Source organism: Chryseobacterium sp. FR054 (assembly GCF_056844565.1).
The window spans coordinates 608,038-631,148 of sequence record NZ_JBXDSA010000001.1 but is presented as its reverse complement, the minus strand read 5'-3'; the positions used below and the strand labels follow the sequence as shown (position 1 = coordinate 631,148).

The 23,111-nt window shown below is 36.8% G+C and carries 26 protein-coding genes and 1 tRNA gene; 22 read left to right on the top strand and 5 right to left on the bottom strand.

The window, feature by feature from the left end; genetic code table 11:
- Positions 1 to 34 precede the first annotated feature (34 nt).
- The gene (locus AC106S_RS03185) at positions 35 to 649 is read right to left on the bottom strand and encodes a DUF4377 domain-containing protein (protein WP_482437686.1); all 615 of its coding nucleotides are present in this window, start codon (positions 647 to 649) and stop codon (positions 35 to 37) included.
- 278 nt (positions 650 to 927) lie between these two features.
- On the opposite strand from AC106S_RS03185, the gene AC106S_RS03180 reads away from it, so the two are divergent.
- Positions 928 to 1,386: a lipocalin-like domain-containing protein gene (locus AC106S_RS03180; protein ID WP_482437685.1), complete on the top strand. Its 459-nt coding sequence runs from the start codon at positions 928 to 930 to the stop codon at positions 1,384 to 1,386.
- A 24-nt stretch (positions 1,387 to 1,410) separates the two neighbouring features.
- Positions 1,411 to 1,905, top strand: a complete 495-nt coding sequence (locus tag AC106S_RS03175) for a hypothetical protein (protein ID WP_482437684.1) — start codon at positions 1,411 to 1,413, stop codon at positions 1,903 to 1,905.
- A gap of 1,341 nt (positions 1,906 to 3,246) precedes the next feature.
- Here AC106S_RS03175 and AC106S_RS03170 read toward each other — a convergent pair.
- The gene (locus AC106S_RS03170; RefSeq protein ID WP_482437683.1) at positions 3,247 to 3,591 is read right to left on the bottom strand and encodes an Mpo1-like protein; all 345 of its coding nucleotides are present in this window, start codon (positions 3,589 to 3,591) and stop codon (positions 3,247 to 3,249) included.
- Between the two features lie 124 nt (positions 3,592 to 3,715).
- Positions 3,716 to 5,392: an APC family permease gene (locus tag AC106S_RS03165; RefSeq protein WP_482437682.1), complete on the bottom strand. Its 1,677-nt coding sequence runs from the start codon at positions 5,390 to 5,392 to the stop codon at positions 3,716 to 3,718.
- Between the two features lie 496 nt (positions 5,393 to 5,888).
- On the opposite strand from AC106S_RS03165, the gene AC106S_RS03160 reads away from it, so the two are divergent.
- From AC106S_RS03160 to AC106S_RS03145, 4 genes are all read left to right on the top strand, one after another.
- Positions 5,889 to 8,852, top strand: coding sequence for a tetratricopeptide repeat protein (locus AC106S_RS03160; protein WP_482437681.1), 2,964 nt, complete (start codon positions 5,889 to 5,891; stop codon positions 8,850 to 8,852).
- Positions 8,853 to 8,922: 70 nt separating this feature from the next.
- Entirely contained in the window at positions 8,923 to 10,692 is a 1,770-nt protein-coding gene (locus AC106S_RS03155) for a TonB-dependent receptor (RefSeq protein WP_482437680.1), read from the top strand.
- A gap of 329 nt (positions 10,693 to 11,021) precedes the next feature.
- Positions 11,022 to 11,093 (top strand) — tRNA-Arg (locus AC106S_RS03150).
- A 95-nt stretch (positions 11,094 to 11,188) separates the two neighbouring features.
- Positions 11,189 to 12,328 carry a tyrosine-type recombinase/integrase gene (locus AC106S_RS03145; protein ID WP_482437679.1) on the top strand — a complete coding sequence of 380 codons (1,140 nt, stop codon included), beginning with the start codon at positions 11,189 to 11,191 and terminating at the stop codon, positions 12,326 to 12,328.
- Between the two features lie 25 nt (positions 12,329 to 12,353).
- Here the strand turns inward: AC106S_RS03145 and AC106S_RS03140 are convergent, their stop codons facing one another.
- Together AC106S_RS03140 and AC106S_RS03135 are read right to left on the bottom strand one after the other, a co-directional pair.
- A complete protein-coding gene (locus tag AC106S_RS03140) occupies positions 12,354 to 12,704 on the bottom strand; it encodes a DUF2493 domain-containing protein (RefSeq protein WP_482437678.1) in 351 nt (116 codons plus the stop codon).
- A gap of 3 nt (positions 12,705 to 12,707) precedes the next feature.
- Positions 12,708 to 12,953, bottom strand: a complete 246-nt coding sequence (locus AC106S_RS03135) for a helix-turn-helix domain-containing protein (protein WP_482437677.1) — start codon at positions 12,951 to 12,953, stop codon at positions 12,708 to 12,710.
- A gap of 177 nt (positions 12,954 to 13,130) precedes the next feature.
- Here AC106S_RS03135 and AC106S_RS03130 point away from each other — a divergent pair, with 177 nt between their 5' ends.
- The 16 genes from AC106S_RS03130 (at position 13,131) to AC106S_RS03055 (ending at position 23,096) form a co-directional block, all read left to right on the top strand.
- The gene (locus AC106S_RS03130; protein ID WP_482437676.1) at positions 13,131 to 13,541 is read left to right on the top strand and encodes an SH3 beta-barrel fold-containing protein; all 411 of its coding nucleotides are present in this window, start codon (positions 13,131 to 13,133) and stop codon (positions 13,539 to 13,541) included.
- A 1-nt stretch (position 13,542) separates the two neighbouring features.
- The gene (locus tag AC106S_RS03125) at positions 13,543 to 14,043 is read left to right on the top strand and encodes a hypothetical protein (RefSeq protein WP_482437675.1); all 501 of its coding nucleotides are present in this window, start codon (positions 13,543 to 13,545) and stop codon (positions 14,041 to 14,043) included.
- A 3-nt stretch (positions 14,044 to 14,046) separates the two neighbouring features.
- Complete coding sequence (locus tag AC106S_RS03120; RefSeq protein WP_482437674.1) at positions 14,047 to 14,442, top strand: hypothetical protein; 396 nt, start codon at positions 14,047 to 14,049, stop codon at positions 14,440 to 14,442.
- Between the two features lie 119 nt (positions 14,443 to 14,561).
- On the top strand, positions 14,562 to 14,765 hold the full coding sequence (locus AC106S_RS03115; protein ID WP_482437673.1) for a hypothetical protein: 204 nt from the start codon (positions 14,562 to 14,564) through the stop codon (positions 14,763 to 14,765).
- Positions 14,766 to 14,812: 47 nt separating this feature from the next.
- On the top strand, positions 14,813 to 15,013 hold the full coding sequence (locus tag AC106S_RS03110) for a hypothetical protein (RefSeq protein WP_482437672.1): 201 nt from the start codon (positions 14,813 to 14,815) through the stop codon (positions 15,011 to 15,013).
- Positions 15,006 to 15,302 carry a helix-turn-helix domain-containing protein gene (locus tag AC106S_RS03105; RefSeq protein ID WP_482437671.1) on the top strand — a complete coding sequence of 99 codons (297 nt, stop codon included), beginning with the start codon at positions 15,006 to 15,008 and terminating at the stop codon, positions 15,300 to 15,302. Before AC106S_RS03110 ends, AC106S_RS03105 begins: the two co-directional genes overlap by 8 nt.
- 140 nt (positions 15,303 to 15,442) lie before the next feature.
- Complete coding sequence (locus AC106S_RS03100) at positions 15,443 to 15,856, top strand: recombination protein NinG (protein ID WP_482437670.1); 414 nt, start codon at positions 15,443 to 15,445, stop codon at positions 15,854 to 15,856.
- Positions 15,843 to 16,187, top strand: a complete 345-nt coding sequence (locus tag AC106S_RS03095) for a hypothetical protein (protein ID WP_482437669.1) — start codon at positions 15,843 to 15,845, stop codon at positions 16,185 to 16,187. Before AC106S_RS03100 ends, AC106S_RS03095 begins: the two co-directional genes overlap by 14 nt.
- 127 nt (positions 16,188 to 16,314) lie before the next feature.
- Entirely contained in the window at positions 16,315 to 17,010 is a 696-nt protein-coding gene (locus AC106S_RS03090) for a phosphoadenosine phosphosulfate reductase domain-containing protein (RefSeq protein WP_482437668.1), read from the top strand.
- Entirely contained in the window at positions 17,007 to 17,810 is an 804-nt protein-coding gene (locus AC106S_RS03085) for a ParB N-terminal domain-containing protein (protein ID WP_482437667.1), read from the top strand. The genes AC106S_RS03090 and AC106S_RS03085 overlap by 4 nt, the downstream gene beginning before the upstream one ends.
- A 179-nt stretch (positions 17,811 to 17,989) precedes the next feature.
- Entirely contained in the window at positions 17,990 to 18,193 is a 204-nt protein-coding gene (locus AC106S_RS03080) for a hypothetical protein (protein ID WP_482437666.1), read from the top strand.
- A gap of 17 nt (positions 18,194 to 18,210) precedes the next feature.
- Complete coding sequence (locus AC106S_RS03075) at positions 18,211 to 18,498, top strand: hypothetical protein (RefSeq protein WP_482437665.1); 288 nt, start codon at positions 18,211 to 18,213, stop codon at positions 18,496 to 18,498.
- A gap of 56 nt (positions 18,499 to 18,554) precedes the next feature.
- Entirely contained in the window at positions 18,555 to 19,028 is a 474-nt protein-coding gene (locus AC106S_RS03070; protein WP_482437664.1) for a hypothetical protein, read from the top strand.
- Positions 19,018 to 20,469 carry a phage terminase large subunit gene (locus tag AC106S_RS03065; protein ID WP_482437663.1) on the top strand — a complete coding sequence of 484 codons (1,452 nt, stop codon included), beginning with the start codon at positions 19,018 to 19,020 and terminating at the stop codon, positions 20,467 to 20,469. The genes AC106S_RS03070 and AC106S_RS03065 overlap by 11 nt, the downstream gene beginning before the upstream one ends.
- The gene (locus tag AC106S_RS03060) at positions 20,469 to 21,863 is read left to right on the top strand and encodes a phage portal protein (protein ID WP_482437662.1); all 1,395 of its coding nucleotides are present in this window, start codon (positions 20,469 to 20,471) and stop codon (positions 21,861 to 21,863) included. Before AC106S_RS03065 ends, AC106S_RS03060 begins: the two co-directional genes overlap by 1 nt.
- A gap of 348 nt (positions 21,864 to 22,211) precedes the next feature.
- Positions 22,212 to 23,096: an AbiTii domain-containing protein gene (locus AC106S_RS03055; protein WP_482437661.1), complete on the top strand. Its 885-nt coding sequence runs from the start codon at positions 22,212 to 22,214 to the stop codon at positions 23,094 to 23,096.
- Positions 23,097 to 23,111 lie beyond the last annotated feature (15 nt).

Below are 23,111 nucleotides of genomic sequence, written 5' to 3'. Positions count from 1 at the left end.
TAAACAAAACGCCCGGCGAAGCCGGGCGTTTTGTTTATTTTTTCGTTTTAGAAACCTGTTCTATCAGCGTATATTTTATAGAAGAAGCATCAGCCGGAGGGTTGGCGATATTTTCAGTTTTCACTCTCAGAACATACTCATATCCTGGCTCATAGGTGAACCCTTCAATCTGGTTATAGAAATTAGTCCAGTTTCCTGAAGTGCTTTCTTTTACCTGCATACATTTCATACGTCCTGCACCTGCTGAACAGTCTACGGTTTGAGCACCGACAATTAATGTTTTTTCACCTGCATCAGCAGTGTTCTTTTTCGTTTTGGAAACCTGTTTTATCAGTGTGTATTTTATAGAAGATCCGTCAGCCGGAGGGTTGGCGATTTTTTCTGTTTTTACTTTTAAGACATATTCATATCCTGGCTCATAGGTGAAGCCTTCGATGTTGGTGTAGAAATTAGTCCAGTTTTCGGAAGCTTTTTCTTTTACCTGAAGACATTTCATTGGAGCTACTCCGGTACAGTCTGCTGTTTCAGGACCCACGATGAAGGTTTTTTCATCGGCCCCGGATGCGTTGGAAGTTGTTGTACATTGTGTCATGGTAAATAATGCGATGGCAGGAACTGCTGCTTTCAGAATGGTTGTGATACTTTTCATAAACTTATTTTAAAAGCCTAATTGACAATTACCGTGCCGGAATTTTCCCGTTTATTTTTTTCGGATTATTAATTTTTAATATTTTAATTTGAATGTTCCTGATATTTCAATCAAAAGAAATGATTATACAGAATTACATAACATCCGGCGGAATATGGAAGGACAGAGCGAAATTTGCCGGGGTGCCGGAATCCCGGAATTTATCATAATTCAGATATTCTTAACTCATCACACTGCAATATTATTGTATCTTCGTTTTACCAAAACAAAAAAGATCAATGAAGAATAGAATTTGGACCGCTGTTTTGCTTTTTACGGCAGGATATATGTGTAATGCGCAAAAATTAAAAAAAGAAGATGTCATTGGGTTCTGGAAACTGAAAGAAGCAGGGTTTTATGAAGATGGAAAGAAAGTCGTTAAAGATTTTGATGACTGCCGTTTGATGAGGAATTATTCCATCAGAGAAGACGGGTTTGCAGTATATAATTATATCGAAGGAAGTTCCGGTAATTGTATTCCCGGTGAGCCAAGACTTTCTTTCTGGAAAATAACTGACAACAGAATTCAGTTTTATGTTGGAGATCAGATTTTGGAAGAATCCGTTGTTATTTTAAATAAAGATAAAACCATAACATTATCCTCATATATCCCGGAACCTGTTAAAGTTGAAAGAGACGCTTTAGCCGAAAAAATAATGAATACCGTTCATTATGATATTCTTGAAAAGCTATACTGATCATAAGCATTAAATTTTGTAAGTATGAATAACGTTACGGTTACCTATCTTATCAATCTGCTTGTATTTTCCATCTATTTTTTCATGAGACCTGCCGGAGGCGGAATGGGAGACGACAGAGTGGCTCTCGATTATATCATTTCCGGAATCTTAGGCATTCTGCTGGTATATGCCGGATACTGTAACGGCAAAAAAAATATGACTTACAGATCTGTATTGTGGATATTCTTTGTCAATGCTTTTTTGTTCCTCTGCTCAGGAATATTTGACAGGTTTGGGGGTAGTTTTAATATCCTGTCAGCAGGCAGCGGAAACAGCTTCATTTTTACCGCGCTGTTTATTGCCTACAACGGCTATCTTTATCCTTTAATCATTGCTCTTGACGATACCGGACTTGATTTTATTCTTCCGTTAACCCTGTCTTTCATGCTTCCGGTGATAGGGTACTGTTTCGCCAAACTATGGAAAAAGTCTAAAGAGGATAAGTCAAAAGAAACTGGCAGTGATTCATCTTTTTAAAGTTTCTTCTTAAGATAACATAACTTTCTTTATTAGCGCAATGAAGTGGGGGGAAGGTTTTTAGATTCTCGCAGATCTTGCAGATAGAGCAGATTTTTTTGGTTGGAGAATCGCAAGAGGTAAGATTTTTAGAGCGTTATGCTGCTTTTAAGGCGCAAGAAAATTCAAGATTTTCAGCAAGTTTTCAGGTGTTTTTTTTAGCATTAAAATAGCCGGAGGCTAATCCAACGCTTCATCGGATCAACGAAGCTGATTCTGTACTTAGCTCCCTGAAATCTGCACAAAGAAGCTTAAACTTTGCGTTTTCAAAAAAGCGTCCACAAATTGTGCAAATTTCACAGATTTATGGTTTTAAAATCTCGCAGATCATGCAGATTGAGCAGATTTTTTTTGGTTGGAGAATCGCAGGGACGCAAGATTTTTAGAGCATTATGCTGCTTTTAAGGCGCAAGAAAATCCAAGATTTTCAGCAAGTTTTCAGGTTTTTTTTAGCATTAGAATAGCCGGAGGCTAATCCAATGCTTCATCGGATCAACGAAGTTGATTCTGTACTTAGCTCCCTGAAATCTGCACAAAGAAGCTTAAACTTTGCGTTTTCAAAAAAGCATCCACAAATTGTGCAAATTTCACAGATTTATGGTTTTTAAATCTCGCAGATCTTGCAGATAGAGCAGATTTTTTTTTGGTTGGAGAATCGCAGGGACGCAAGATTTTTAGAGCGTTATGCTGCTTTTAAGGCGCAAGAAAATCCAAGATTTTCAGCAAGTTTTCAGGTGTTTTTTAAAGATTAAAATAGCCGGAGGCTAATCCAACGCTTCGTCGGATCAACGAAGTTGATTCTGTACTTAGCTCCCTGAAATCTGCACAAAGAAGCTGAAACTTTGCGTTTTCAAAAAAGCATCCACAAATTGTGCAAATTTCACAGATTTATGGTTTTTAAATCTCACAGATCTGGCGGATTGAGCAGATTCTTCGTTGGTTTAACGCAAATGGCACAAGGTTTTTTTAGAGTGTTATGCTGCTTTTAAGGCGCAAGAAAATCAAAGGTTTTCAGCAAGTTTTCAGGTTTTTTTTAAAAATTAAAGTAGCCGGAGGCCAATCCAACGCTTCGTCGGATCAACGAAGTTGATTCTGTACTTAGCTCCCTGAAATCTGCACAAAGAAGCTTAAACTTTGCGTTTTCAAAAAAGCATCCACAAATTATACAAATTTCACAGATTTATGGTTTTAAAATCTCGCAGATCTGGCGGATTGAGCAGATTTTTTTGGTTGGTTTTCTTTACGGATAAAATGAGCACCTGAAAAGAGTTTACTTCATTAAATCAATACAGTCAGCTATAATTATAGTTCCTGAGGTTCTTTCGGTTTGGTTTCAATGCCTGTGAATTTCTGTTTCCCAATCAATAGCTCAAAAAACAGTCTGAAGTCTGACAGTAACGACCACAATGGATATTTAAAAGTAGCCGGTTTGTTTTTTTCAATAACAGCATGACTGAACCACGCAAAACCGTATCCAAAAATCGGGATGTACCACAAAAATCGTTCTTTTCCTGAGCTGATAACATACCAGATAACAACAAAGACAAGTAAGGTTCCGATAAAGTGAAAAATCCTTGTTCCCATTTTGCTGTGCTCGGTAAGGTAGAACTGATAAAATTCGCTATATGTTTTTATTCTTCCTGACATGGTGATGTAGTTTGATGTTATTCATTTGCTTAAAGCAATAATTCTGCCGATTTTGAAACATCTTAAAAAGTAAAAGGGCGAAACGCAGATCTGCATTTCGCCCTTTCATTTTTTATGGTATTATTTATTTTATTTCTTTCCCAAGCTTACTGTTTCTGTAGCCGTATCCGAAATAGATAACCATTCCTATGGCAAACCATAATCCGAACCAGAACCAGTTATCGTGGCTCATTCCGGTAAGAAGATATAAACAGGAACTTAAACCGATCAGCGGGATCAGGGAAAGATTCTTGATAAATGTTACGATACACAGAATAAGATTGATCAGGATAAAGAAAAAGATCGAAGCTCTGAATTCACCTTCTTTAGGATCTTTCCAGTCCATAAGATGATCAAAAAATTCCGGCTGCCAGCAATAAAAGCCTATCAGGCCGCCAATGAAGATTACCGGGAAAATAATCTTTCCGTTCACATACGGAAGGTGGAATCTTCCTTTGATTTTCTCTTTGGCCGGAAGCAGCAGTACTCCTGCGCAAACCAAGACAAACGCGAAAATAGTTCCTATACTGGTAAAATCAAGGATAAATGTTTTATCGGTAAATAAAATAGGAATCCCAACCACAATTCCGGTGATGACCGTAGCATAAGAAGGTGTTTTATATTTAGGATGCACTTTCTGGAACCGCTGAGGCATCAGTCCGTCACGGCTCATTGCATACCAGATTCTCGGCTGTCCCATCTGGAATACCAGAAGCACCGTGGTAATGGCTACAATGGCAACGAAAGAAACGATAAGCTCCATCCATGCTACATTGGCGTTGGTCTTTTCAAATATAAAAGAAAGAGGATCTCCGACTCCGTCAAACTTCCTGTAATCTACCATTCCTGTCAGAACCAGGGTAAGGGCAATATAAATAACAGTACACAGAACCAGGGAAATAATCATTCCTTTTGGCAGTGTCTTTTGTGGATCTTTGGTTTCCTCGGAAAGCACGCTTAAAGCATCAAACCCGATGTAAGCGAAAAATACTCCGGAAACGGCACTCATCACTCCGGCAAATCCGTTAGGCATCAGGGATGGAGTTCCTGTTGTGGGGCTTACGGGTGTCCAGTTTTCAATGCTTACATAAGAAGCACCCACAAGGATTACCAGTACAATAACGGCCAGTTTTAAGATAACAAGGGAATTGTTGAAGTTTTTACTTTCCTTTACACCGACGTAGCAAAGCCATGTAATCAGGCCATTGATCACCAAAGCCGGTACGTCCACAATAAATTTAAGGTTTCCGATCAGAGGAGCAGATTTCCAGGCATTCAGCAGTTCTTTGTTTTCAGAACCGTTCTGAAAGGCTTTTCGGGCTTCCGTATAGCTGCAGGTAAGATAATCTGGAATATGCATTCCGAGACGTTCCAAAAAGCTGGTAAAATAATCAGACCATGAGAAAGCTACATAAATATTTCCGAATGAATATTCCATGATAAGAGCCCAGCCGATAATCCATGCAATAAGTTCCCCGAAACTGGCGTAGGCATACGTATACGCAGAACCGGCAGTAGGAATTCTGCTGGCAAATTCAGCATAGCATAAGGCTGTGAATCCGCAGGCAAACCCACATATCAAATATAGAAGGATAACACCGGGACCGCCTCTGAAAACGGCTTCACCCAAGCTGCTGAAACTTCCTGCACCTATGATGGCCGCAATACCAAAAAATACGATGTCCCATACTCCCAATACCCTTAAAAGACCAGTAGAGGTGTCTGTATCCGAGTAGATTTTTCTTCTGAAAAGTTGATTCATTCAATAACTATATTTGATTTGAAAAAAAGCAAATGTAACGATTTTTTATTTTGATGTTAACAGTCATTAACAATATTTAGATAAAAAAATGGACGGTCAAACCTCTTTAATCTTTGTAAACAGGTATTTCCACATACCGGAGATCTGTTTTTCTAAAATAAACGAATCGTTTGCTGCAGTCTGGGAAAGTAAAACTTCTGAGAATGCTTCAGATTTATAAAAATTAATGCTAAAAGTATCTTAAATTTCATGTAATGGTATGTTTTTAGCTGCTGTTGAAAGAGTGTCGGATCAGAATATTTTTTTGATCACTGATACCCGTATTGTTTATGTTTTTTGCAGGCTAAAGTAAGAAATTTTATCATGATTTGGTGAAATGGTTTTATGAGCGGCATAATGGTAATTTTAAAAGATTAAATCTGCTAAAACTTGCTTAAACAATAAGTTTTTAATATTTTCGTTGATATAATAGACTAATTTTTTTATTCAAAAAAGAATGAATTCAAAAAAAATACTCCTCTCGGCTGCGGTTCTTTATTTCGGAATTTCCGAAGCTCAACAGTCTCAATATTTTACACAGAAAGAAAATTACAGATTCAATCTAGCTGAAAATCTTTATCAGACCAAAGTATACAACGCCTCCCAGTATGAATATGCAAGACAGTACTTCTACAATCAGAACCTGTCCCGTTCAAAAAAGGAGGCGGCGCAGTTTTTTGATAATGTGATCGGGGTGATCCTTCAGAAAAATCATGCTGAGGAAGGATTAACGGCTTTCATGAAAGAATATCCGAATTCTGCCTATTTTGCTCAGGCCAATCTTCCTTTAGCAGACTATTATCTGGCTAAAAAAGATTTTGACAAAGCACTGGAGACCCTCAAAAAGGTGAACCAGTATCAGCTTTCAAAAGAAGAAAATACACAGTATATCCTGAAACTGGGGTATGCCAAATTCATGACCGGAGATTCCAAAGGGGCTACCGATGCTCTGGAAGAGGCTTATAAATCTGCGGATCAGTCGCAGAAAGGAGACATTGCCTATATGCTGGGACATCTTTACTACTCAAACAGGCAGAATGACCGGGCTTTCCAGTATTTTGACTCTGTGAAGGATGATCCGAAATTTTCTAAGCTTGTCCGTCCTTATTATGTGCAGATGTACTATAACGATAAGAATTACGATCAGGCTATTACAGAAGGAAATGCATTGCTGAACGAAAATATTTCTGCGTCTTATAAAGCAGAGGTTCATAAGATCATCGGGGAGAGCTATTTCATGAAAAATGACTATACTTCGGCTTATCCGCATCTGAAAGACTATCTAAGCGTACAGCAGAACCCGTCTGAAAATGACCTGTATGAAATGGGATTCGTGGCGGCTCAGCTGAAAAAATATGATGAAGCGGTTTCCTATTATAACCAGCTTCTTAACAGCAATTCCGCGCTGGCTCAGAATGCTTACTATCAGTTGGGAAATGCTTACCTGGCGGTAGATAAAAAGCAGGAAGCCCTTTCCGCATTCCGTTCTTCTTACCAGATGGATTATGATGCGAAAGTGAAAAAACTGGCCCACGAACAGTACGCCAAACTCAGCTACGATATCGGAAACCCGTTTGAAAGTCCTTCTGCGGTAATTCAGAGCTATATCAACAACAACCAGAATGATGCGAATGCTCCGGAAATGAGATCTCTTCTTGTGAAATCCTACCTGTATTCCGGAAACTACCAGGAAACCCTGAACGCTATTGATAAATTACAGAGTTCTACTCCGGAGATCAACAAAGTGGATCAGGAAGTTTCTTACCTTTTGGGAACGGAAGAATTCAACAAAGGAAACTATGATGAAGCTGAAAAGTATTTCCTCAGAAGTTTAGGATTCAGCATCAATAAAGAATTTTATAACAGGGCACTTTACTGGCTGGGGCAGGTGTATTACCAGAAAGGAAACTACCCGTCTGCCATTGTCCGCTACGAAAAGCTGCTTAACGAAAATTTCCCTGAAAAGCAGCAGCTGTCATATGATTTAGGATATGCTTATTTTAAATCTAAAAAATTTGATCAGGCAGCCACTTATTTCAAACAGTATCTGAGCAATCCGAAACCGGAATTCAAAAACGATGCGGAACTCCGTCTTGCTGATATTCATTATGCCAACAACGATCTGAACGAGGCGATTGCCATTTATGATAAAAATGAAGATGCTACGGATTATACCCTGTATCAGAAGGCTATGGCTTTAGGATTTAAAGGCGATACCCAGGCTAAGATCACGAATATGAAGACTCTTTTATCCAAATATCCGGGTTCTGAATATTATGATGATGCCCAGTACGAAATAGGGACAGCATATGCGGCTCAGGATGATTACGCCAATTCCAACGATTATTTCGGAAAGGTGATCAAAACTTCTTCTGATAAGGACCTTATTGCGAATGCTTCTATTTACAGGGCACAGAATTATATCGATCAGAACCAGAATGATAAAGCCCTTTCTGAACTGAAATCACTCGGAGAGCAGTATAAAAATACAGCGTACGCTAACAAGATCGTTCAGGCAGCCAAACCTATTTTCACGAAGAACGGAGACGTTTCAGGATACGAGAATTTCGCCAGAAATATCGGAGTGAATGTGGACGCTTCTGAAATCGATGAAATCAACCTTTCTACGGGAAAACAGTATTTCACGAAGAAAGATTATAAAAATGCAATTTCTTATTACGAGAAGTACCTGACCCAGAATCCTACCGGTGAGGGACTGTACCAGGCGAAGTATGAATTAGGGGAAAGTTATTATCAGACCAATAATTCAACAAAAGCTTTACTTGTGCTTCAGGAAGTTGCTGGAACTCAGAATGATTACCAGGATGATGCACAAACCCGTTTAGCTCAGATTTTTATCGCTCAGGGCAATACTGCTGAGGCTAAGAAGTATCTTGAGGGAATTAAGAACTCTTCAGATGTCGGCATTAAAAACTACGCCAATGTTGAGCTGATGAAGCTGTATGCGGAAGAAAAGAATTTCTCTGAAGCTGAAAAGCTGGCCAATGCAGTGATTGCCAATTCCAAGAACTCTGCTGCGGTGATTGAAACGGCAAAAGTGATCAAGGCGAGAAGCCTGATGAATTCCGGAAAAGACAAAGATGCCCAGGCTGCTTATACTTCTCTTGAAAAATCATCCAATACTTCGGTAGCTGCGGAAGCACTGTATGCCAAAGCTTATTATCAAAATAAAGGAAAGGCATTCAAATCATCAAATGAAACGATCTTTAAACTTGCCAATAATTATGCATCGGAAGAATTATGGGGCGCAAAAGCTTTGGTGTTGATGGCGAAGAACTATATCGGCCTGAAGGATAATTATCAGGCGAGCTATACCTGCGACCAGATTATTAACAATTATAAGGATTTCCCTGAGATCGTTGCAGAAGCAAAAGAGGTTAAAAAGCAGATTAAAAAGTAAAAATGCAGTATCCTGTTCATGTAACAGCTGTTGAAAGGCTTTACAGGAACACATAAATACACTCATAGTAATGAACAGAAAAATTCAATTATTATCTATATTATTCCTGGGAATTTCGTCGGTAGCGTTCTCCCAGATCAAAGAAGAGAAACTGATTCTTAATAAGAAAAGAGAACCGGAAGTAAAGAAGATCGAGAAGAAGAAGACTTCCGTGGAAACCATTAAGAATTACCCGCCGGAAGAGAAGTCCCAGAATCCTGTAAAATATACGATTACGGATGTGCCTGCGGTTTCAGATTTTAAAACTTCTACGATTCAGGGGGAAGATGTGGCTCCGAAATTTGAAGGAACAGCCCAAAACAATTACTTCCAGTTCGGGATGGGGAACTACGGAAAAATCCTTGCGGATGCCAATATTTCCAAAACCCTTGAGAACAAAATAGAAGTAGGAGCAGATGTGCATGTTCTTTCTACCAACGGCCTGAAGAAAGATTACGACTGGAGATCTAAGCAGAGTTCAGCTACATTGGGGGCATTCCTTAACTCTTACGGGGAGAAAGGAAAATTCAACATTAATGCTGAATATGGTCTGAACAATTATAATTACTACGGAATTTATGCCCTTCAGCCGGATGCCGGAGTAGATCTGAAGCAGAAAGTGAACCAGTTTAAGGTAAACGGTTATTATGATTTTTATTCAAATGAGATTCTGAATGACATCAGAGTAAAATCATCTTTCCTGAAAGACCATTTCGATGCCCAGGAAAACCAGGTATCTATTTTGGCGAATCTTTCCAAGCATGCAGTGGAAATCGGTAAATCAGGCATCAATCTGAATGCGGATCTTGGAGTAGGCCTGGAAGCGGTAAAAACAGATTTCGGAATTGAAGATAAGAATTCATCGAATTTTGTCAATACCAATTTACTTCCGAAAGTGACATTCAGAAAAGGAGATTCTTATTTAACTCTGGGATCTTCATTTGCTTTCCTGAACTCTAAAAATTCAAACGATTACTTTGCGCAGCAGAAAAATAACAAGACCTACTGGTTCCCGCAGGCTGAATTCCAGTTTGCAGCTGCCAAAGAATTCAAATTCTATGGTGGGGTAGACGGAGGTCTGAAGCTGAATACATATGGAGATATGTTACAGGCAAATCCGTTCATCCTTTCTGATCAGTTTTTAAAGCCAACAGAAACGAAATATCATTTTTATGTAGGATTGAGAGGAGACATCGACGAAACGTTCAAATACGACTTCTCGGCCGGTTACGGAAAGATGAGGGATATTATGTTCTTCCAGGCGAATAACCTTTTCAATAATACGTATTCGATGAACCGTTCTGCCTATGATTTTGCCAATACATTCTCTGCTGTTTACGATGACGGAAATGTAAGTGACATCAAAGGAAGCGTACAGTATTTCCCGCTTGAAAACCTGATCCTGGACGGTGAAGTACGTTTTACCAAATACGATCTTAAAAACTATGAGGATATTTACAATGTTCCGTTAGTAAATGCAAGTATCGGAGCCAAATATACCATGCTGGACAAAAAGCTTCTTCTTGGATTTAAAGGGATCTTTGCCAGCGACAGAACCACCAATTCATTCGCTTTTGAAGGGGTAGCGGCTCCATCGGGAATGGTGTTCCAGTCTGCGGAAAACAGAAATGATAAAGTAGGCGGTTATGCTGATCTGAATCTTTCTGCAGAATATAAAATCCATAAAAACTTCAGTGTTTTCGCTCTCGGAAACAATCTGCTGAGTTCTAAATACCAGACGTATAAAGGCTATAAAGTATTGGGAGCGCAGATCCTGGGAGGGGTGAAGATCACTTTCTAAGCTGTAAAGAAATTTAAAAATACAGAACCTTACATTTCCGGATGTAAGGTTTTTGTTTTCTGGAACACTGAAATAAGGAAGGTATCAGCAAAAGGTTATGGATTAAGCTGTGTAATGGCTGTGTTTTATAATTGTTTGATTTGTAAATGTTTGAGGACTTGGTTTTTCTGTTACAGCAATCCCGGTCTGTATTTACGGTAATGAAGGCAAAAGGTTTTTTTAGAATTAAGCCTTTATTATTAGGGAAAATTGTAAAAAAATCATTATTTTCGCAGTCGAAATCATAAGCAGCAGGCTGTTCTTCAATCCGTGTTACTGCTCATGAATCAGGCTGCATAGTTTAATGGATAGAACTTCGGATTTCGGCTCCGACAGTGAGGGTTCGAATCCTTCTGCGGTCACACAGTAGCAAACCCAATCCCACAGCGGGTTTGCTGCTTTTTAAAATTTTTGGAAGCGTATTAATCAGTAACAATAACAGTAACAATTAATACGTATGAAAAATCTAAATTTCGGATGCAAACGCTCCGACTTTCTTGTAACCAATTCAAATGAAGATTGGTTTGTTCAGTGCCGTTTCTATGAGCCTGATAGGGAAAAGCCCTTTACTTACCGTCGTCGATTAAATCGTTTCAAAACAGAAAAAGAAAGGAAGCAGATTGAAAAGCTTCTTCTAAAACAGATGACAGAACTTCTGGATGAAAAAGACTACAATCCCCGGACAAAAGTATTCATGTTTGAACGAGGAGGTTTTAATCCATACCTTTCCACCGGGGAAGCTCTTAAAATGGCTCTAGATCAAAAAGACTTTACGCCAGATCACACTAAGAACGTTCAACTTCATTTAGAGCGTTTTATGGTTGCTTTTGAAAAAAACAAGCTGGATTATCTTAAAATAAAAGATGTCGAGTTAATTCACGTCAAACAAACCTTAGAATCCCTTAATCTCAGTAATTACACGTTCAACAAATTCAGAGTTCATCTTTCATCTTTATTTACAGATCTTGTTGATGAGGGATGTATTAAAGTGAATCCATGCACAGGTATTAAAACCAAAAAGCATATTGTTGAGAAAAGGGAGGTTTTCACAATTAAGGAGTTAAAAAGAATTGATAAGCATATCAAAGAAAATCACAATCACTTTTACAATTATTTCCAGATATTCTTCATGTCCGGGTGCAGAACAACAGAAATGTTAGCACTTAAAAAATCTGATGTTTTTCTTGATAAATCAGAATTTGTTATCACTTTGAAAAAAGGGCAGTTGTATGTCCGGGAAAAAAGAGCTATAATCCCGGATGCTATACCATTTTGGGAAAGGCAATTGGAAAATGCAATATTTGATGATGATTATATTTTCTCATATTTTTACCAGCCAGGAGATCATGAAATGGATAGAAATCTTATTTACCGGTTCTGGAAGGAGAAGGTAATGGTACCCTTAAAAATCGATAAATCGATCTATTGTTTGAAGCATACATTCTTAGACATGGTAGAAGAGGCAAATTATAATGCTCAAATAGCAGGAGGGCACCGTGACGACAGAACTACATCTATTTATACTGTTGGACGTGAAAAGCGAAGGTTAGAAGCTCAGAAAAAAATTACTATTAAAATATTTCACAATACAAACTAAAATGCAGCCCCGAGATTAGGGGCTTTTATTTTATCATCACAATTTTCACTTTCAGGCCCAATTCCTTTGCTAATGAAATCATATTCATGGTTCCTTTACTTTTGCCATCCCAGAATGCTATAAGTGCATCTGCGTATTCTGCCATCTGCCGATTCCGGAGCGGTCCGGCCTTTGGGCCTAGATCCCAATTAGCCGGAAATTCTGATAGCTTATAACCGTTATCAACGGCATATCTTTCTCCTAAAAGATCAGCCCCCCGGGCACCTCCGGAAACAATTTCTATTTCCTGGTAATTCTGCAAGTAAAAATCACACCGTTCCTTAAATAAAGAATAGTCATCAAATGTTCGGGTTCCGGCTATGATTACTTTGAACATGGTTTATTTCTTTCTTATTCCTAACCATTCGCCGTCTAATTCCCAATGGCCGAATTTTTCACCAACCGGAAACAATTCCGCTATCTCACAATCTAATGCCTCAGCAATTTGCTTTAGTCTGCTTATTGGAGGTTCAACTGTACCGCTATTATATCGGCTCATTGTAGTTTTATCGATATTTAGCATTTCAGAAAGCTTTGCCATTGTAAAGCCCCTTCTTTTTGCTACATCTTTGATTCTAAGTTGCATATTTTAAATTATTGTACAAAAGTAACAGATAATGCCGATATAATAAAATTAATTTACATACCGCGCTAATTTAGATTAGTTATAAATTAGCGTTAAATGTAAATATTAATAGTTATAGTTTACATTAAATGCATATATTTGTAACATCAAAACGAAACAAACAATAAAATATACATTATGAAAACTTCAATATCTTTCAGAAAAACAGTAATGCTAAGAGCATATCACATAATGAACGAAACTGGTAAAGAGTGGGCAGATTGCCTGCGTAAAGCCTGGCAGTTATATCGAATAAATAAAGAGATGCACCGGGGTGAAGTAACGTTTTATTTCGAGAAAAAAGACAGGTCCATAAGAAAAGCGACTGGTACATTAAAAATCGATTACGAATTTAAAACACAGAGTCAGCCAAGTATTACGACCTTCACTTACTTCGATGTAGAAGCTGGGGCCTTCAGATGTTTTAAAATAGAAAATTTCATCATGGTTGAGCAAACCAGAACACCAGAAGTAAAAGCAGCTGCAGTTTTGATAAATACACCGGCAAAACTTATTAGAAAAAGAGTTAAATTTATAAAAGCTAAATAATATGAAACTAAACGAAATTAGCGCAGAATTAATTGATGAGATGCTTGCAAATAAACCAATAAAGGGCATTTTGAAGCATGAAATTTTAAAAAAAATGAAGCCTATATTTAGTAAAGATGGTATTTCATTTGGTTTTCATATAAATGCAGGTTGGTATTATTTTTCAAAAGAAACTCTAAAAGAAACTGAAAGATTATTTAGAAAAGATTGTGATGACTTAATTATAGAGGTAAGAAAGACACCTAAAGGTTATTTGTATTGTTTTTTAAGTGATACTTGTTTACTGTTTTTCAAGAAAAGTAAAATCGTAGGTGATACTATTGAAAAAGTTGCTATATCATTTGATTTTTCATATAAACCAAAAATTTCAGAACAACATAAATACTTACTTGCAAATGGTGTAGAATATTACAAAAGCAAGTATCAACTAAAATTTAACAAAATGGGCGATTTAATAGGTGGTGGTTGGCAAGAAGAATATAAATCAGAAATTAAAAACTAAAATATGAAAACAAGAAAATTAATACCAACTGCAAACAGAAGAAAGTTGAAAGTTTCTTCAACACCTCGAATCATCAAAGAATACCCGACAGATGAAAAAGAGCAGCAAAAACCCCTTTTTTTAATAATGCAGAAGGTTTGGTTTGATCAAATCGAAACGGGCGAAAAAACCGAAGAATATCGCGATGGTACCGATTTCTATAAATCAAGACTATGCAACATCGACACGAAAACAGGTGCAATTTTGAGCCTAAAGAATTACAAGACTGTCATTCTTCAAGTCGGGTACAATGCCGGTGCAAGGCGAATGATCGTTGAGGTTGAAAAAGTAACATTCAAAAGAGACTTCACAATTCACCTTGGCAAAATTATAGAAAGAATAAACTTTAACAAAATTTAACATTTTTATTATTGATTAATATATCATTAATGATATATATTTGTAATAAGAAAATGAGAGATAAACCAACTCATTAAATTTAGAATCTGGCGGCAACAGTTTAATACGGCAAAATTATTATGATTACTTTAAATCAAACAATCAAAGTAGTGGCAAATCACTCAAAAAGAACTTTCACTATCAGAACTTATGTAAATGGTAAGTTCTCTGCAAAGTACAGAACTATTCAATTTTCTATTGATGAATTTTCAGAAAATAAATACAACACTGAAAAAGACTGGCAAAAATTTTTAAAAACAGATGATTATTACCCAATAAAATAATAATTTAGAGCCTCTATGTAGAGGCTTTTATTTTAAACAATATTAATATGAAAAAAGAATTTGAAATGATAGGTTTTTCTATTAAACCAGAAAAAGAAGGTCAGTATATTGTTATAAATGAAGATGGTTCTTATGAGGTTTTATCATTTATAACATTGTATAATGAATTAGATTGGCGAGATCTTTTCGATAATAAAGTAATTTTTAAACCCAAATATTGGCTTAAAGAAATAAAATCAAATGAGTAATCAAGACTACCAATGGCAATTATTAGTTTTGCTTTTAAAAGAAATTGCTGACCAAAAGAATGTTACACAACAACAAATAGCTGATAAAAGTGGTTTGTTACAGTCAAATGTAAGTCGGTTTTTTTCATTGAAATACAAACCAACATTAGATACTTTTCTTCAAGTAGCCAAAGCAATAAAGGTTAATTTCTTTTTTGAAGACCAAGAAGATAAATCCGATTTTAATGTAGCATTTGAAAAAGCAATGACCGAATTAGGGCGAAGACCAGACAATTTGCCGAAAAATTAATTCACCGAATTTTTAAATGAGACCACTCAAGTATTAGAGTGGTTTTTTTGTGGTTTAAAAATCGAATATATGTAAAGTAATACTTTAATTGTGGATTGTATGTTTCATTAAATCACAGTAATAAATAATTTTGTTGTAAGATGATTACGGCCGAATTAAGAATCAAATACAAGGGCAAAAGCATAGAAGCTTTAATTGAGATCTTACAGAAGCTTGTTAACGCAAAAGTTCGAAAACGAGATAGTAAAGATGGGTATTTCATCTGCATATCATGTGATGAGTTAAAGCCGGTAAATCAGATGAATTCTGGGCATTATTTCGCCAAAGAATTTTATAAATCTGTTCGGTTTGATCTCGATAATATGCATGGGCAATGCGTAAGGTGTAACAAGTATTTAAGCGCGAATTTAATACCGTATAGGTCGAATTTACTTTTAAAGATAGGTGAGCATCGTTTACGTCAATTAGAGCAAAAAGCAGCTTTAAAAAACTTCAAATTCAGTCGTGACTTTTTGATTGAACAAATAGAAAAATATAAGCATGAAAAATACTAAAGAGCTGTATTTGGTTATACAAAAAAAATATTTTCTCGAAATTCTAAAGGGCATCAAAAAAGAAGAGTACCGTGACTTCACCGATTACAACATCGAGCGTCTTTGCGAATTAGATGAATCCGGGAATATTTCTGGAATTATTGAATACGAAACAGTCAAATTCCAGGCAGGATACGTCAAAAATGCTCCTCAGCTTATTGTCAAATTCAATGGAGTAACAATTGAAAGGGATGAGGAGATGGGGCCTGATGATGAATTAACAACTGAGAACTGCAATTTCGTAATTGAATTGGGGGAAATCCTCAAAAAAATTAATTGCGAAAAACTATAAATACAATGTTTAACCTTAAAAATGAAACAATGAGAGAGCCTAAAAGCCAATCGCCAAAGTCGAAAGCTAAAAGAGCAATCAACAACTCAGGCGGAGTTCCGATGAGGATTAGAAGAAAAGTGAAATAATGATGCTTTTAATTCCAACATTAAACAGTATTAAAACCTTGTCTACCAAAACGGACAGGGTTATACTGTTTCATTCCGGGGCCGGAAAAGATTCGATTGCCTTGCTCAACATGCTATCACCATATTTTAAGGAGATTGTATGTGTGTATATGTACATGGTAAAGGATCTGGAACACATAAACAGGTATATTAACTGGACAGAAAAGAAATATCCTAATTGCAGATTTATCCAAACACCCCATTATGCTTACTATAACAACAAAAAACATGGAGTATTTGGCACCGAAAAAGTCAAGTATGCTGAATGGAATGTTGCTAAAATCAATGAAAAAGTAAAAGAGCAGACAGGGATTGAATGGGCAGTAATGGGGTTCAAAAAAAATGATTCCCTTAACAGGAGATTAATGCTAAACACCTATCCGGATGAAATGACCAGCGAATCAGGCAAAAAGCTGTATCCCTTGTCAAACTGGAACAATAAGCAAGTGTTAGCTTATATTAAGAAAGAAAGACTTATCCAACCAATCAGTTACGGCCAAGCAAACGCAAGGTCATCAGGAACAGACATTGAAGACATTGCTTTTCTACTATGGTGCAGGGAAAACTCCCCAAACGATTTAAAAAAGGTGATTAAAGAATTTCCAGGCTGTGAGAGAATATTATTTGAGTATGATTATAAAAACCAAAACGCATGAAAAATAAAATTAAGCAATCGGAAACGAGAATAATTTGGCGTAGTCAGATTACCCCTGCATCATACAACCCACGTTCAATTACTAAAGATGCTCGAAAAGGTTTAAAATCTAACATTAAAGAACACGGTTTTATAGGGGGGTTCGTTTGGAATGAACAAACGGGAAATTTAGTCTCCGGGCATCAAAAATTAGATATTGCCGATGAAGCCAATAAGTATAACCCTGAAACTAAAGAAAATGACTATCAGTTAAAGGTAGAAGTGATTGATGTTGACTTAAAAACGGAAAAAGAGCTTAACATATTTTTCAATAGCAAGGCTGTTCAGGGAGAGATGGATTACAAGAAATTGGCCCAAATATATCCTGACATTGACGCATCTTTGGCTGGTCTCGATGATGTAGACATTTCCTTGATAGAAATCGAACTGCCAACAATGCAGGATATAGAGATACCTTCATTCGAACCCCAGGAAGAAAAGAAAATCAATACTGAGTATGAGAAGTCCATTACTCAAGAGCTGGACAATAGTAAGCATGTTCCTGAGGTAAGTGTTCATGAGATGGAGCGCAAAGAAGCCGCAGAAGAGTTGACTGCCGAAGAAAAGAAAGCCAAGATCAAAGAGATTAAGGAAAAGGTAAAAGAAGGGGCCTTGCTGGAAGGCGAGCCATACTTTACAGTGTCCTTCTCAGATTATGATGCGAAAGTAATGTTTCTCGAATATCTTGGATTCAATCCGGATGATAAATTCATCAAAGGTGAAGAACTGCAAGAAAAAATGGAAGAAGTCTATGCGAGTTGACACCACAAAGAGCTTATGTAGCAAGTTTATGTACACTACGAGGCGAGAAGCTCAGGAAATAATCACCAAATGTAAATCTGCAAGTAGTAGAAGTAAGATTCCGAAAAGACACTATTACTGCAAAGAATGCGGTGGATGGCATGTAACAAGTCAGAAAACAAAATCAAAATACAATTAACATGAAAAAAGTAATCTTTATACACAATTCAACAGGGAAAGAATTTGAAATCAAATGTGAAAATGTAAAAAATAAATCCATGAACAATGCATGGTATTATGTCTGTGAAGAAAACAAAAGTTCTGAAGTGAAAACAACTGGTATTTTTCCAGTCGCACAATATGCAATGTATGTAAGTAAAGTGTACGGAAAGTCAAAAGAATAAATCAAAATTTCAATAGTATGAATGTAACCATAGGACAACTTACAAGTGAAACAGGAGAAACAAAAATATTCAAAGTAGACACTGAAGACGGCATTGGTGGATGGAACTCTCTCGGATACGCTAAAGGCACAGAAGAAGACATACGAAAGTTTTTTGAACCAAAGAAATTACATGATCTCTATCTTACAGAACTCCAGGTAAGAGAAGTAACAGAAGAGCAGGCGAACATTGCCAGAGAGTTGATAACTGAGAAGACAATCCTGGAAAATCGGATAAAAGAGATTAACGAACTATTGAACGTATAGGCATGGCAACAAGAGGTAGAAAGACAAAGTAACAGGAATATTTAACATTAGTTAATATGGCAAACGTAGATTCATATACAGATGAGGAACTGAAAGAAGCGCTCATAAAATCAAATGGTCAACCAACTGTTGCAGCAAAAATGCTGGAGGTTACATATATTTCCGTATATGGTCGTATTCGTAAAAATCCTGAATTATTAGATATTCAGAAGTCAGCCAGACAGAAGACATTCCAAGACCTGCATAATTTCCAAATAAGCGCCGTATTAGGAGGAACAATGAAGACACCAGAATTTGACGAAGAAGGAAGCATCAAGAAAGATGAAGATGGTAAAATAGTGTATTATGATGCAGCTGTTGGCGTCAATGCCCGAATGGAGTATGCTTCCAGATTGATGACACTGTTTAAATCTGACGAAGGAATAAAAGATGAGACAGATATAAACATTAAAAGTGCTATTGATACTTCCAAATTATCTGATGAAACCTTAAATGATTTGATGGCAGCACTCAAAAACGATGAGAAGTGATAAGATTTTACTTTCCCAGTTAAAAATACAGCTCTTTGAAATCTATGCAGAGAAATTCAGAAGGGGGAGTTTTGATTTTATTACAACTCATGAAGGAGAAAAGCATTTAAAGCAAGAAGAAGCTTTGCAGATACTTTGTGATAAAGATACAAGAGAATTTCTGTACGGTGGAGCCGCGGGTGGCGCGAAGTCCTGGACCGGGGCGAGCTGGTTACTCTTCATGTGTCTGCTATATCCAGGATCAAAATGGTTTATTGGACGTGAGGAACTAAAGAGAATTAGATCTTCAACATTGATCACGTTTCAGAAAGTTTGTAAAGCTTACAGTATTCCGCCGAGTGAATGGAGGTACAATGGCCAGGATAACTACATTCAATTTAAGAATGGTTCCCGCATCGATATGCTAGACCTGCAGAATAAGCCGAGCGATCCGCTTTATGAGAGATTCGGATCACTGGAGTATACCGGTGGATGGATTGAGGAAGGAGGAGAAATCAACTTTGGTGCTTTTGATGTACTAAATACTAGGGTCGGCCGACACCTCAACAAGGAATTTGGCTTGGTTCCGAAAATGTTCGTTACCTGCAACCCGAAAAAGAATTGGATGTATTCCCATTTCTACAAGCCTTTCAAAGAAAATATTCTGACACCAATACAGAAGTTTTTACAGGCATTTGTTCAGGATAACCCGTTCATTGACAAGCTCTACATAGAACAGCTGGAAAACACCAAGGATAAAGCAAAGAAGGAAAGGCTGCTGAAGGGGAATTGGGAATATGATGATAACCCTTATAAGCTGTGCATCTACGATAAGATTTTGGACCTGTTCCGAAATGACCACCTTACAAATGAGAAGAAGAAATATATCACCGCTGACGTTGCAAGGTTCGGATCCGATTTAGCAGTTATCGGTGTATGGGAGGACTGGGAGTTGATTGAAGTACATGAGTTTGAAATTAGCAAGACCACGGAAATACAAGCGTGTATTAAAGCACTACAACAGAAACATTCAATTCCTAAAGATCAATGTATTGCTGATGCTGATGGTGTAGGAGGTGGGGTAGTAGACAACCTGGATATTATCGGCTTCCACAACAATGGTAGACCATTCGATGAAGACTTAGGAGATGAAAAGGACACACCGAAATACAAGAATGCTCAGACGCAGTTACTGGTTTACCTGGCTGAAAAGATAATCAATAAGAGCAAAATGTTTATTTCAGCAGAGTTATCTGAGGAACAAAAAGAAAGGATCAAGGAAGAACTAGATACCATAGAGCAGGATCCGGATTACGACATCATAACTCTAGTAAATAAAGCTACAATCAAAGAAAACATAGGACGGTCCCCGGATTATCGAGATATGATCTTAATGAGGGCATATTTCGATTTCAACAAACCAATTAGAAACAATTTGAACAGAATAGCATCTTTAATATAATGGACGAAAAATATTACCAATTACAGACCATCGGAGAGAAAATAGCGTATCTTAAAGATAACGGAATTCCTCTGCCAAATATTGAGCAGTTTAATTCTGAGTGGGATGAAACCCGCCACCGAATCATGACTGATTTATACAATTATCCGGATCGTATTGTTGAGTATGAGTATACCGATGAAAAAGGAGAGAAGAAGGAGGGAAAACGTATCGAAAAACTTAACCGTATACCGTTGGCCTATCAAAAAGACATCGTTGCAAATGCTGTCACCTTCCTTTATGGTAATCCTGTGAAGTATACTAACAATATTGAAGATACGTCTTTGTATGATGCCTATTTAAAACTGATCGATAAGGAAAAACTTATGTTTGTAGATAGGGAAATCGCAAAAACAAATGGACGGTTTACCCAATGTGCTGAATTATGGTGGGTAGCAGATGAGGTTAACCAGTATTATGGATTCCAATCTCAGTTCCGGTTAAAGGTTACAGTGCTTTCTCCGGACAAGAATAAGATGTATCCATACTTTAACGATCAGGGCGACATGGTTGCTTTTCTCCGGGAATACGAAAAGCGAATCAATGGCCAGAAAGTAAAATATTACGAAATCTACACCGCTGAACGTATTGCAATCCTACGGGATGTCAATGGCGGAATAGAGCTAGTTTCTGAGACAGCAAATTCAATTGGCAAAATTCCTATTGTCTGGTACCAGTTTGAAAATGTGGAATGGTCAAAGGTTCAGAAAGCCATTGAAAGGTTAGAAGAAATTGCCAGTGATACTGGTGAGGTTAACAAGAAATTCTCTGCACCTATTTTAGCCTTAACAGGAGAAGTGACCGGTAGCTTTTCCAAAGATAAAACAGGAAAAGTTCTGCAGCTTAACGGAGATAAAGCTAGTGCAAACTTTGTACAGCCTCCAAATGCCAGCGAATCCCTTTCTAATGAGAAGGAAAACCTTGAAAGCATCATCTACAAAATGACAAACTCTGTGAACATTTCCCCGGAAGCTTTAGAAGGCTTAGGTAACATGTTGGCCACAGAAAACGCTGCTTTCCTATTCATGCTGCCGCATCTTAAGGTAATGGATAAAATGAGCGTATATGTACCAGCCCTCAAACGTAGAATGTCTATCGTAAAATCTTTCTTCCAGCTCATGAATACGGGTTTCCGCAATAGCGATTTGGATGCAGAGCCGATCATTACACCTTACATAATCAACAACGAAGCTAAATTCTATGAAATGCTAATGTCAGTAAACGGAAATCAACCTCTCTTCAGCCAAAAAGCCACAATGGAGAAAGCCGGAATAAAGGATGTAGATAAAATGCAAGAGGAAATTAAGAAAGAAATGCCAGTTCCTCCAAAAGAAATTGTAAAAAATAATGTCTAACTTTTTTGTAGTTCAATTAAAAATCGATATATTAGAGATAGTACCATATAAAAGTGGGAATAATATTTATGCTAATTAGCAGAACCGTAAAGAATGGAAGAAAGACTGAGCATTATTTAGATGTTCGAGTGATGTGTGGGAAAATCTATGGTTTTTTAGAATTAGGACCAGAAGATGAATGGGATGATGATCATAAATTCCTTTACGAATGTTGCGATCATCTTAAATTAATGTATGGAAGTAGGTTCAAAAAATTTACTCTAAAGCATTCAAGAATTTAAATCTTAAGCCTTCTCTTTGAGAGGGCTTTTTGTTATATTTGCTACAATGAGGACAAAATAAAATTGTATGATTAAAAATCTAATATTTGACATTGCTTATGATAATATTGAATTATCAACTGCGTTGACCCGAGCAAAATTAATTGCTTCTAAAGTAAATAATGCTTCTTTCTATGATTGGTTAAAAAAAGAAATAGAAGGATATTCAGAAGATGAAGTAATACCAGATTACAGAATAATTCCTAGTAAAGTATTCGTTGTTGCTGAATTTCCACTTAAAAATATATTAGAACAGGAAGTTTTGATACCTGATTTTTATGGACAAGATGTTAAAGATAAAACCTATTATTACGATGTAATAGGACCAATAAACACCATAATAGATAACATAAAATCAATTGAGGGACCAACAGGAAGGGTTTATTTAACAGCAGAGCAGGTTAATGTGTACAGTAAAATATATAAAACAAATCAAAATTATGTTATTAGGTCTGCATATAGAATGATTGGAAAGGTTCATTTGAAAAATATTATTGAATTGACAAAACAGAAATTAATAGATATACTTATGGATTTAGATAAAGATTTCCCAAACTTGGAAAGTGATTTCGAAAATACTAAAGCAAATAATGATCGTGTCCAAAATATAGTAAACAACAATATTTTTGGTAGCAACAACTCGATGAATAGTGCAACAGGTACTAATATTACCATTTCTTCAACAAATAGTAATACATTGAATGAGAAACATCGTGATGAATTGAAAGAGATTGGAGTTCAGGAATCTGAGATAAATGATTTAAATGATATTGTTTCTGATGGCAACAAAAATCCTTCAGAATTTAGTAAAATACTAAATAACTGGTTGATTAGTGCAACAGCAGGATTAGCATCAAGAGGTATTTACGAACAAATTCCAAAACTTATTCAATTTGTACATCAATTTATGTAAAACAGCCCCTTAATT

Bases quoted from the DNA above. Each gene is read 5' to 3' on its own strand.
- AC106S_RS03080 (WP_482437666.1), top strand. From the start codon at position 17,990: ATGAAAAAAGTAATCTTTATACACAATTCAACAGGGAAAGAATTTGAA.
- AC106S_RS03185 (WP_482437686.1), bottom strand. From the start codon at position 649: ATGAAAAGTATCACAACCATTCTGAAAGCAGCAGTTCCTGCCATCGCA.
- AC106S_RS03075 (WP_482437665.1), top strand. From the start codon at position 18,211: ATGAATGTAACCATAGGACAACTTACAAGTGAAACAGGAGAAACAAAA.
- AC106S_RS03110 (WP_482437672.1), top strand. From the start codon at position 14,813: ATGAAAAAAGAATTTGAAATGATAGGTTTTTCTATTAAACCAGAAAAA.
- AC106S_RS03060 (WP_482437662.1), top strand. From the start codon at position 20,469: ATGGACGAAAAATATTACCAATTACAGACCATCGGAGAGAAAATAGCG.
- AC106S_RS03135 (WP_482437677.1), bottom strand. From the start codon at position 12,953: ATGCAACTTAGAATCAAAGATGTAGCAAAAAGAAGGGGCTTTACAATG.
- AC106S_RS03160 (WP_482437681.1), top strand. From the start codon at position 5,889: ATGAATTCAAAAAAAATACTCCTCTCGGCTGCGGTTCTTTATTTCGGA.
- AC106S_RS03105 (WP_482437671.1), top strand. From the start codon at position 15,006: ATGAGTAATCAAGACTACCAATGGCAATTATTAGTTTTGCTTTTAAAA.
- AC106S_RS03055 (WP_482437661.1), top strand. From the start codon at position 22,212: ATGATTAAAAATCTAATATTTGACATTGCTTATGATAATATTGAATTA.
- AC106S_RS03100 (WP_482437670.1), top strand. From the start codon at position 15,443: ATGATTACGGCCGAATTAAGAATCAAATACAAGGGCAAAAGCATAGAA.
- AC106S_RS03095 (WP_482437669.1), top strand. From the start codon at position 15,843: ATGAAAAATACTAAAGAGCTGTATTTGGTTATACAAAAAAAATATTTT.
- AC106S_RS03090 (WP_482437668.1), top strand. From the start codon at position 16,315: ATGATGCTTTTAATTCCAACATTAAACAGTATTAAAACCTTGTCTACC.
- AC106S_RS03165 (WP_482437682.1), bottom strand. From the start codon at position 5,392: ATGAATCAACTTTTCAGAAGAAAAATCTACTCGGATACAGACACCTCT.
- AC106S_RS03155 (WP_482437680.1), top strand. From the start codon at position 8,923: ATGAACAGAAAAATTCAATTATTATCTATATTATTCCTGGGAATTTCG.
- AC106S_RS03170 (WP_482437683.1), bottom strand. From the start codon at position 3,591: ATGTCAGGAAGAATAAAAACATATAGCGAATTTTATCAGTTCTACCTT.
- AC106S_RS03065 (WP_482437663.1), top strand. From the start codon at position 19,018: ATGAGAAGTGATAAGATTTTACTTTCCCAGTTAAAAATACAGCTCTTT.
- AC106S_RS03115 (WP_482437673.1), top strand. From the start codon at position 14,562: ATGATTACTTTAAATCAAACAATCAAAGTAGTGGCAAATCACTCAAAA.
- AC106S_RS03125 (WP_482437675.1), top strand. From the start codon at position 13,543: ATGAAACTAAACGAAATTAGCGCAGAATTAATTGATGAGATGCTTGCA.
- AC106S_RS03175 (WP_482437684.1), top strand. From the start codon at position 1,411: ATGAATAACGTTACGGTTACCTATCTTATCAATCTGCTTGTATTTTCC.
- AC106S_RS03085 (WP_482437667.1), top strand. From the start codon at position 17,007: ATGAAAAATAAAATTAAGCAATCGGAAACGAGAATAATTTGGCGTAGT.
- AC106S_RS03120 (WP_482437674.1), top strand. From the start codon at position 14,047: ATGAAAACAAGAAAATTAATACCAACTGCAAACAGAAGAAAGTTGAAA.
- AC106S_RS03140 (WP_482437678.1), bottom strand. From the start codon at position 12,704: ATGTTCAAAGTAATCATAGCCGGAACCCGAACATTTGATGACTATTCT.
- AC106S_RS03180 (WP_482437685.1), top strand. From the start codon at position 928: ATGAAGAATAGAATTTGGACCGCTGTTTTGCTTTTTACGGCAGGATAT.
- AC106S_RS03070 (WP_482437664.1), top strand. From the start codon at position 18,555: ATGGCAAACGTAGATTCATATACAGATGAGGAACTGAAAGAAGCGCTC.
- AC106S_RS03130 (WP_482437676.1), top strand. From the start codon at position 13,131: ATGAAAACTTCAATATCTTTCAGAAAAACAGTAATGCTAAGAGCATAT.
- AC106S_RS03145 (WP_482437679.1), top strand. From the start codon at position 11,189: ATGAAAAATCTAAATTTCGGATGCAAACGCTCCGACTTTCTTGTAACC.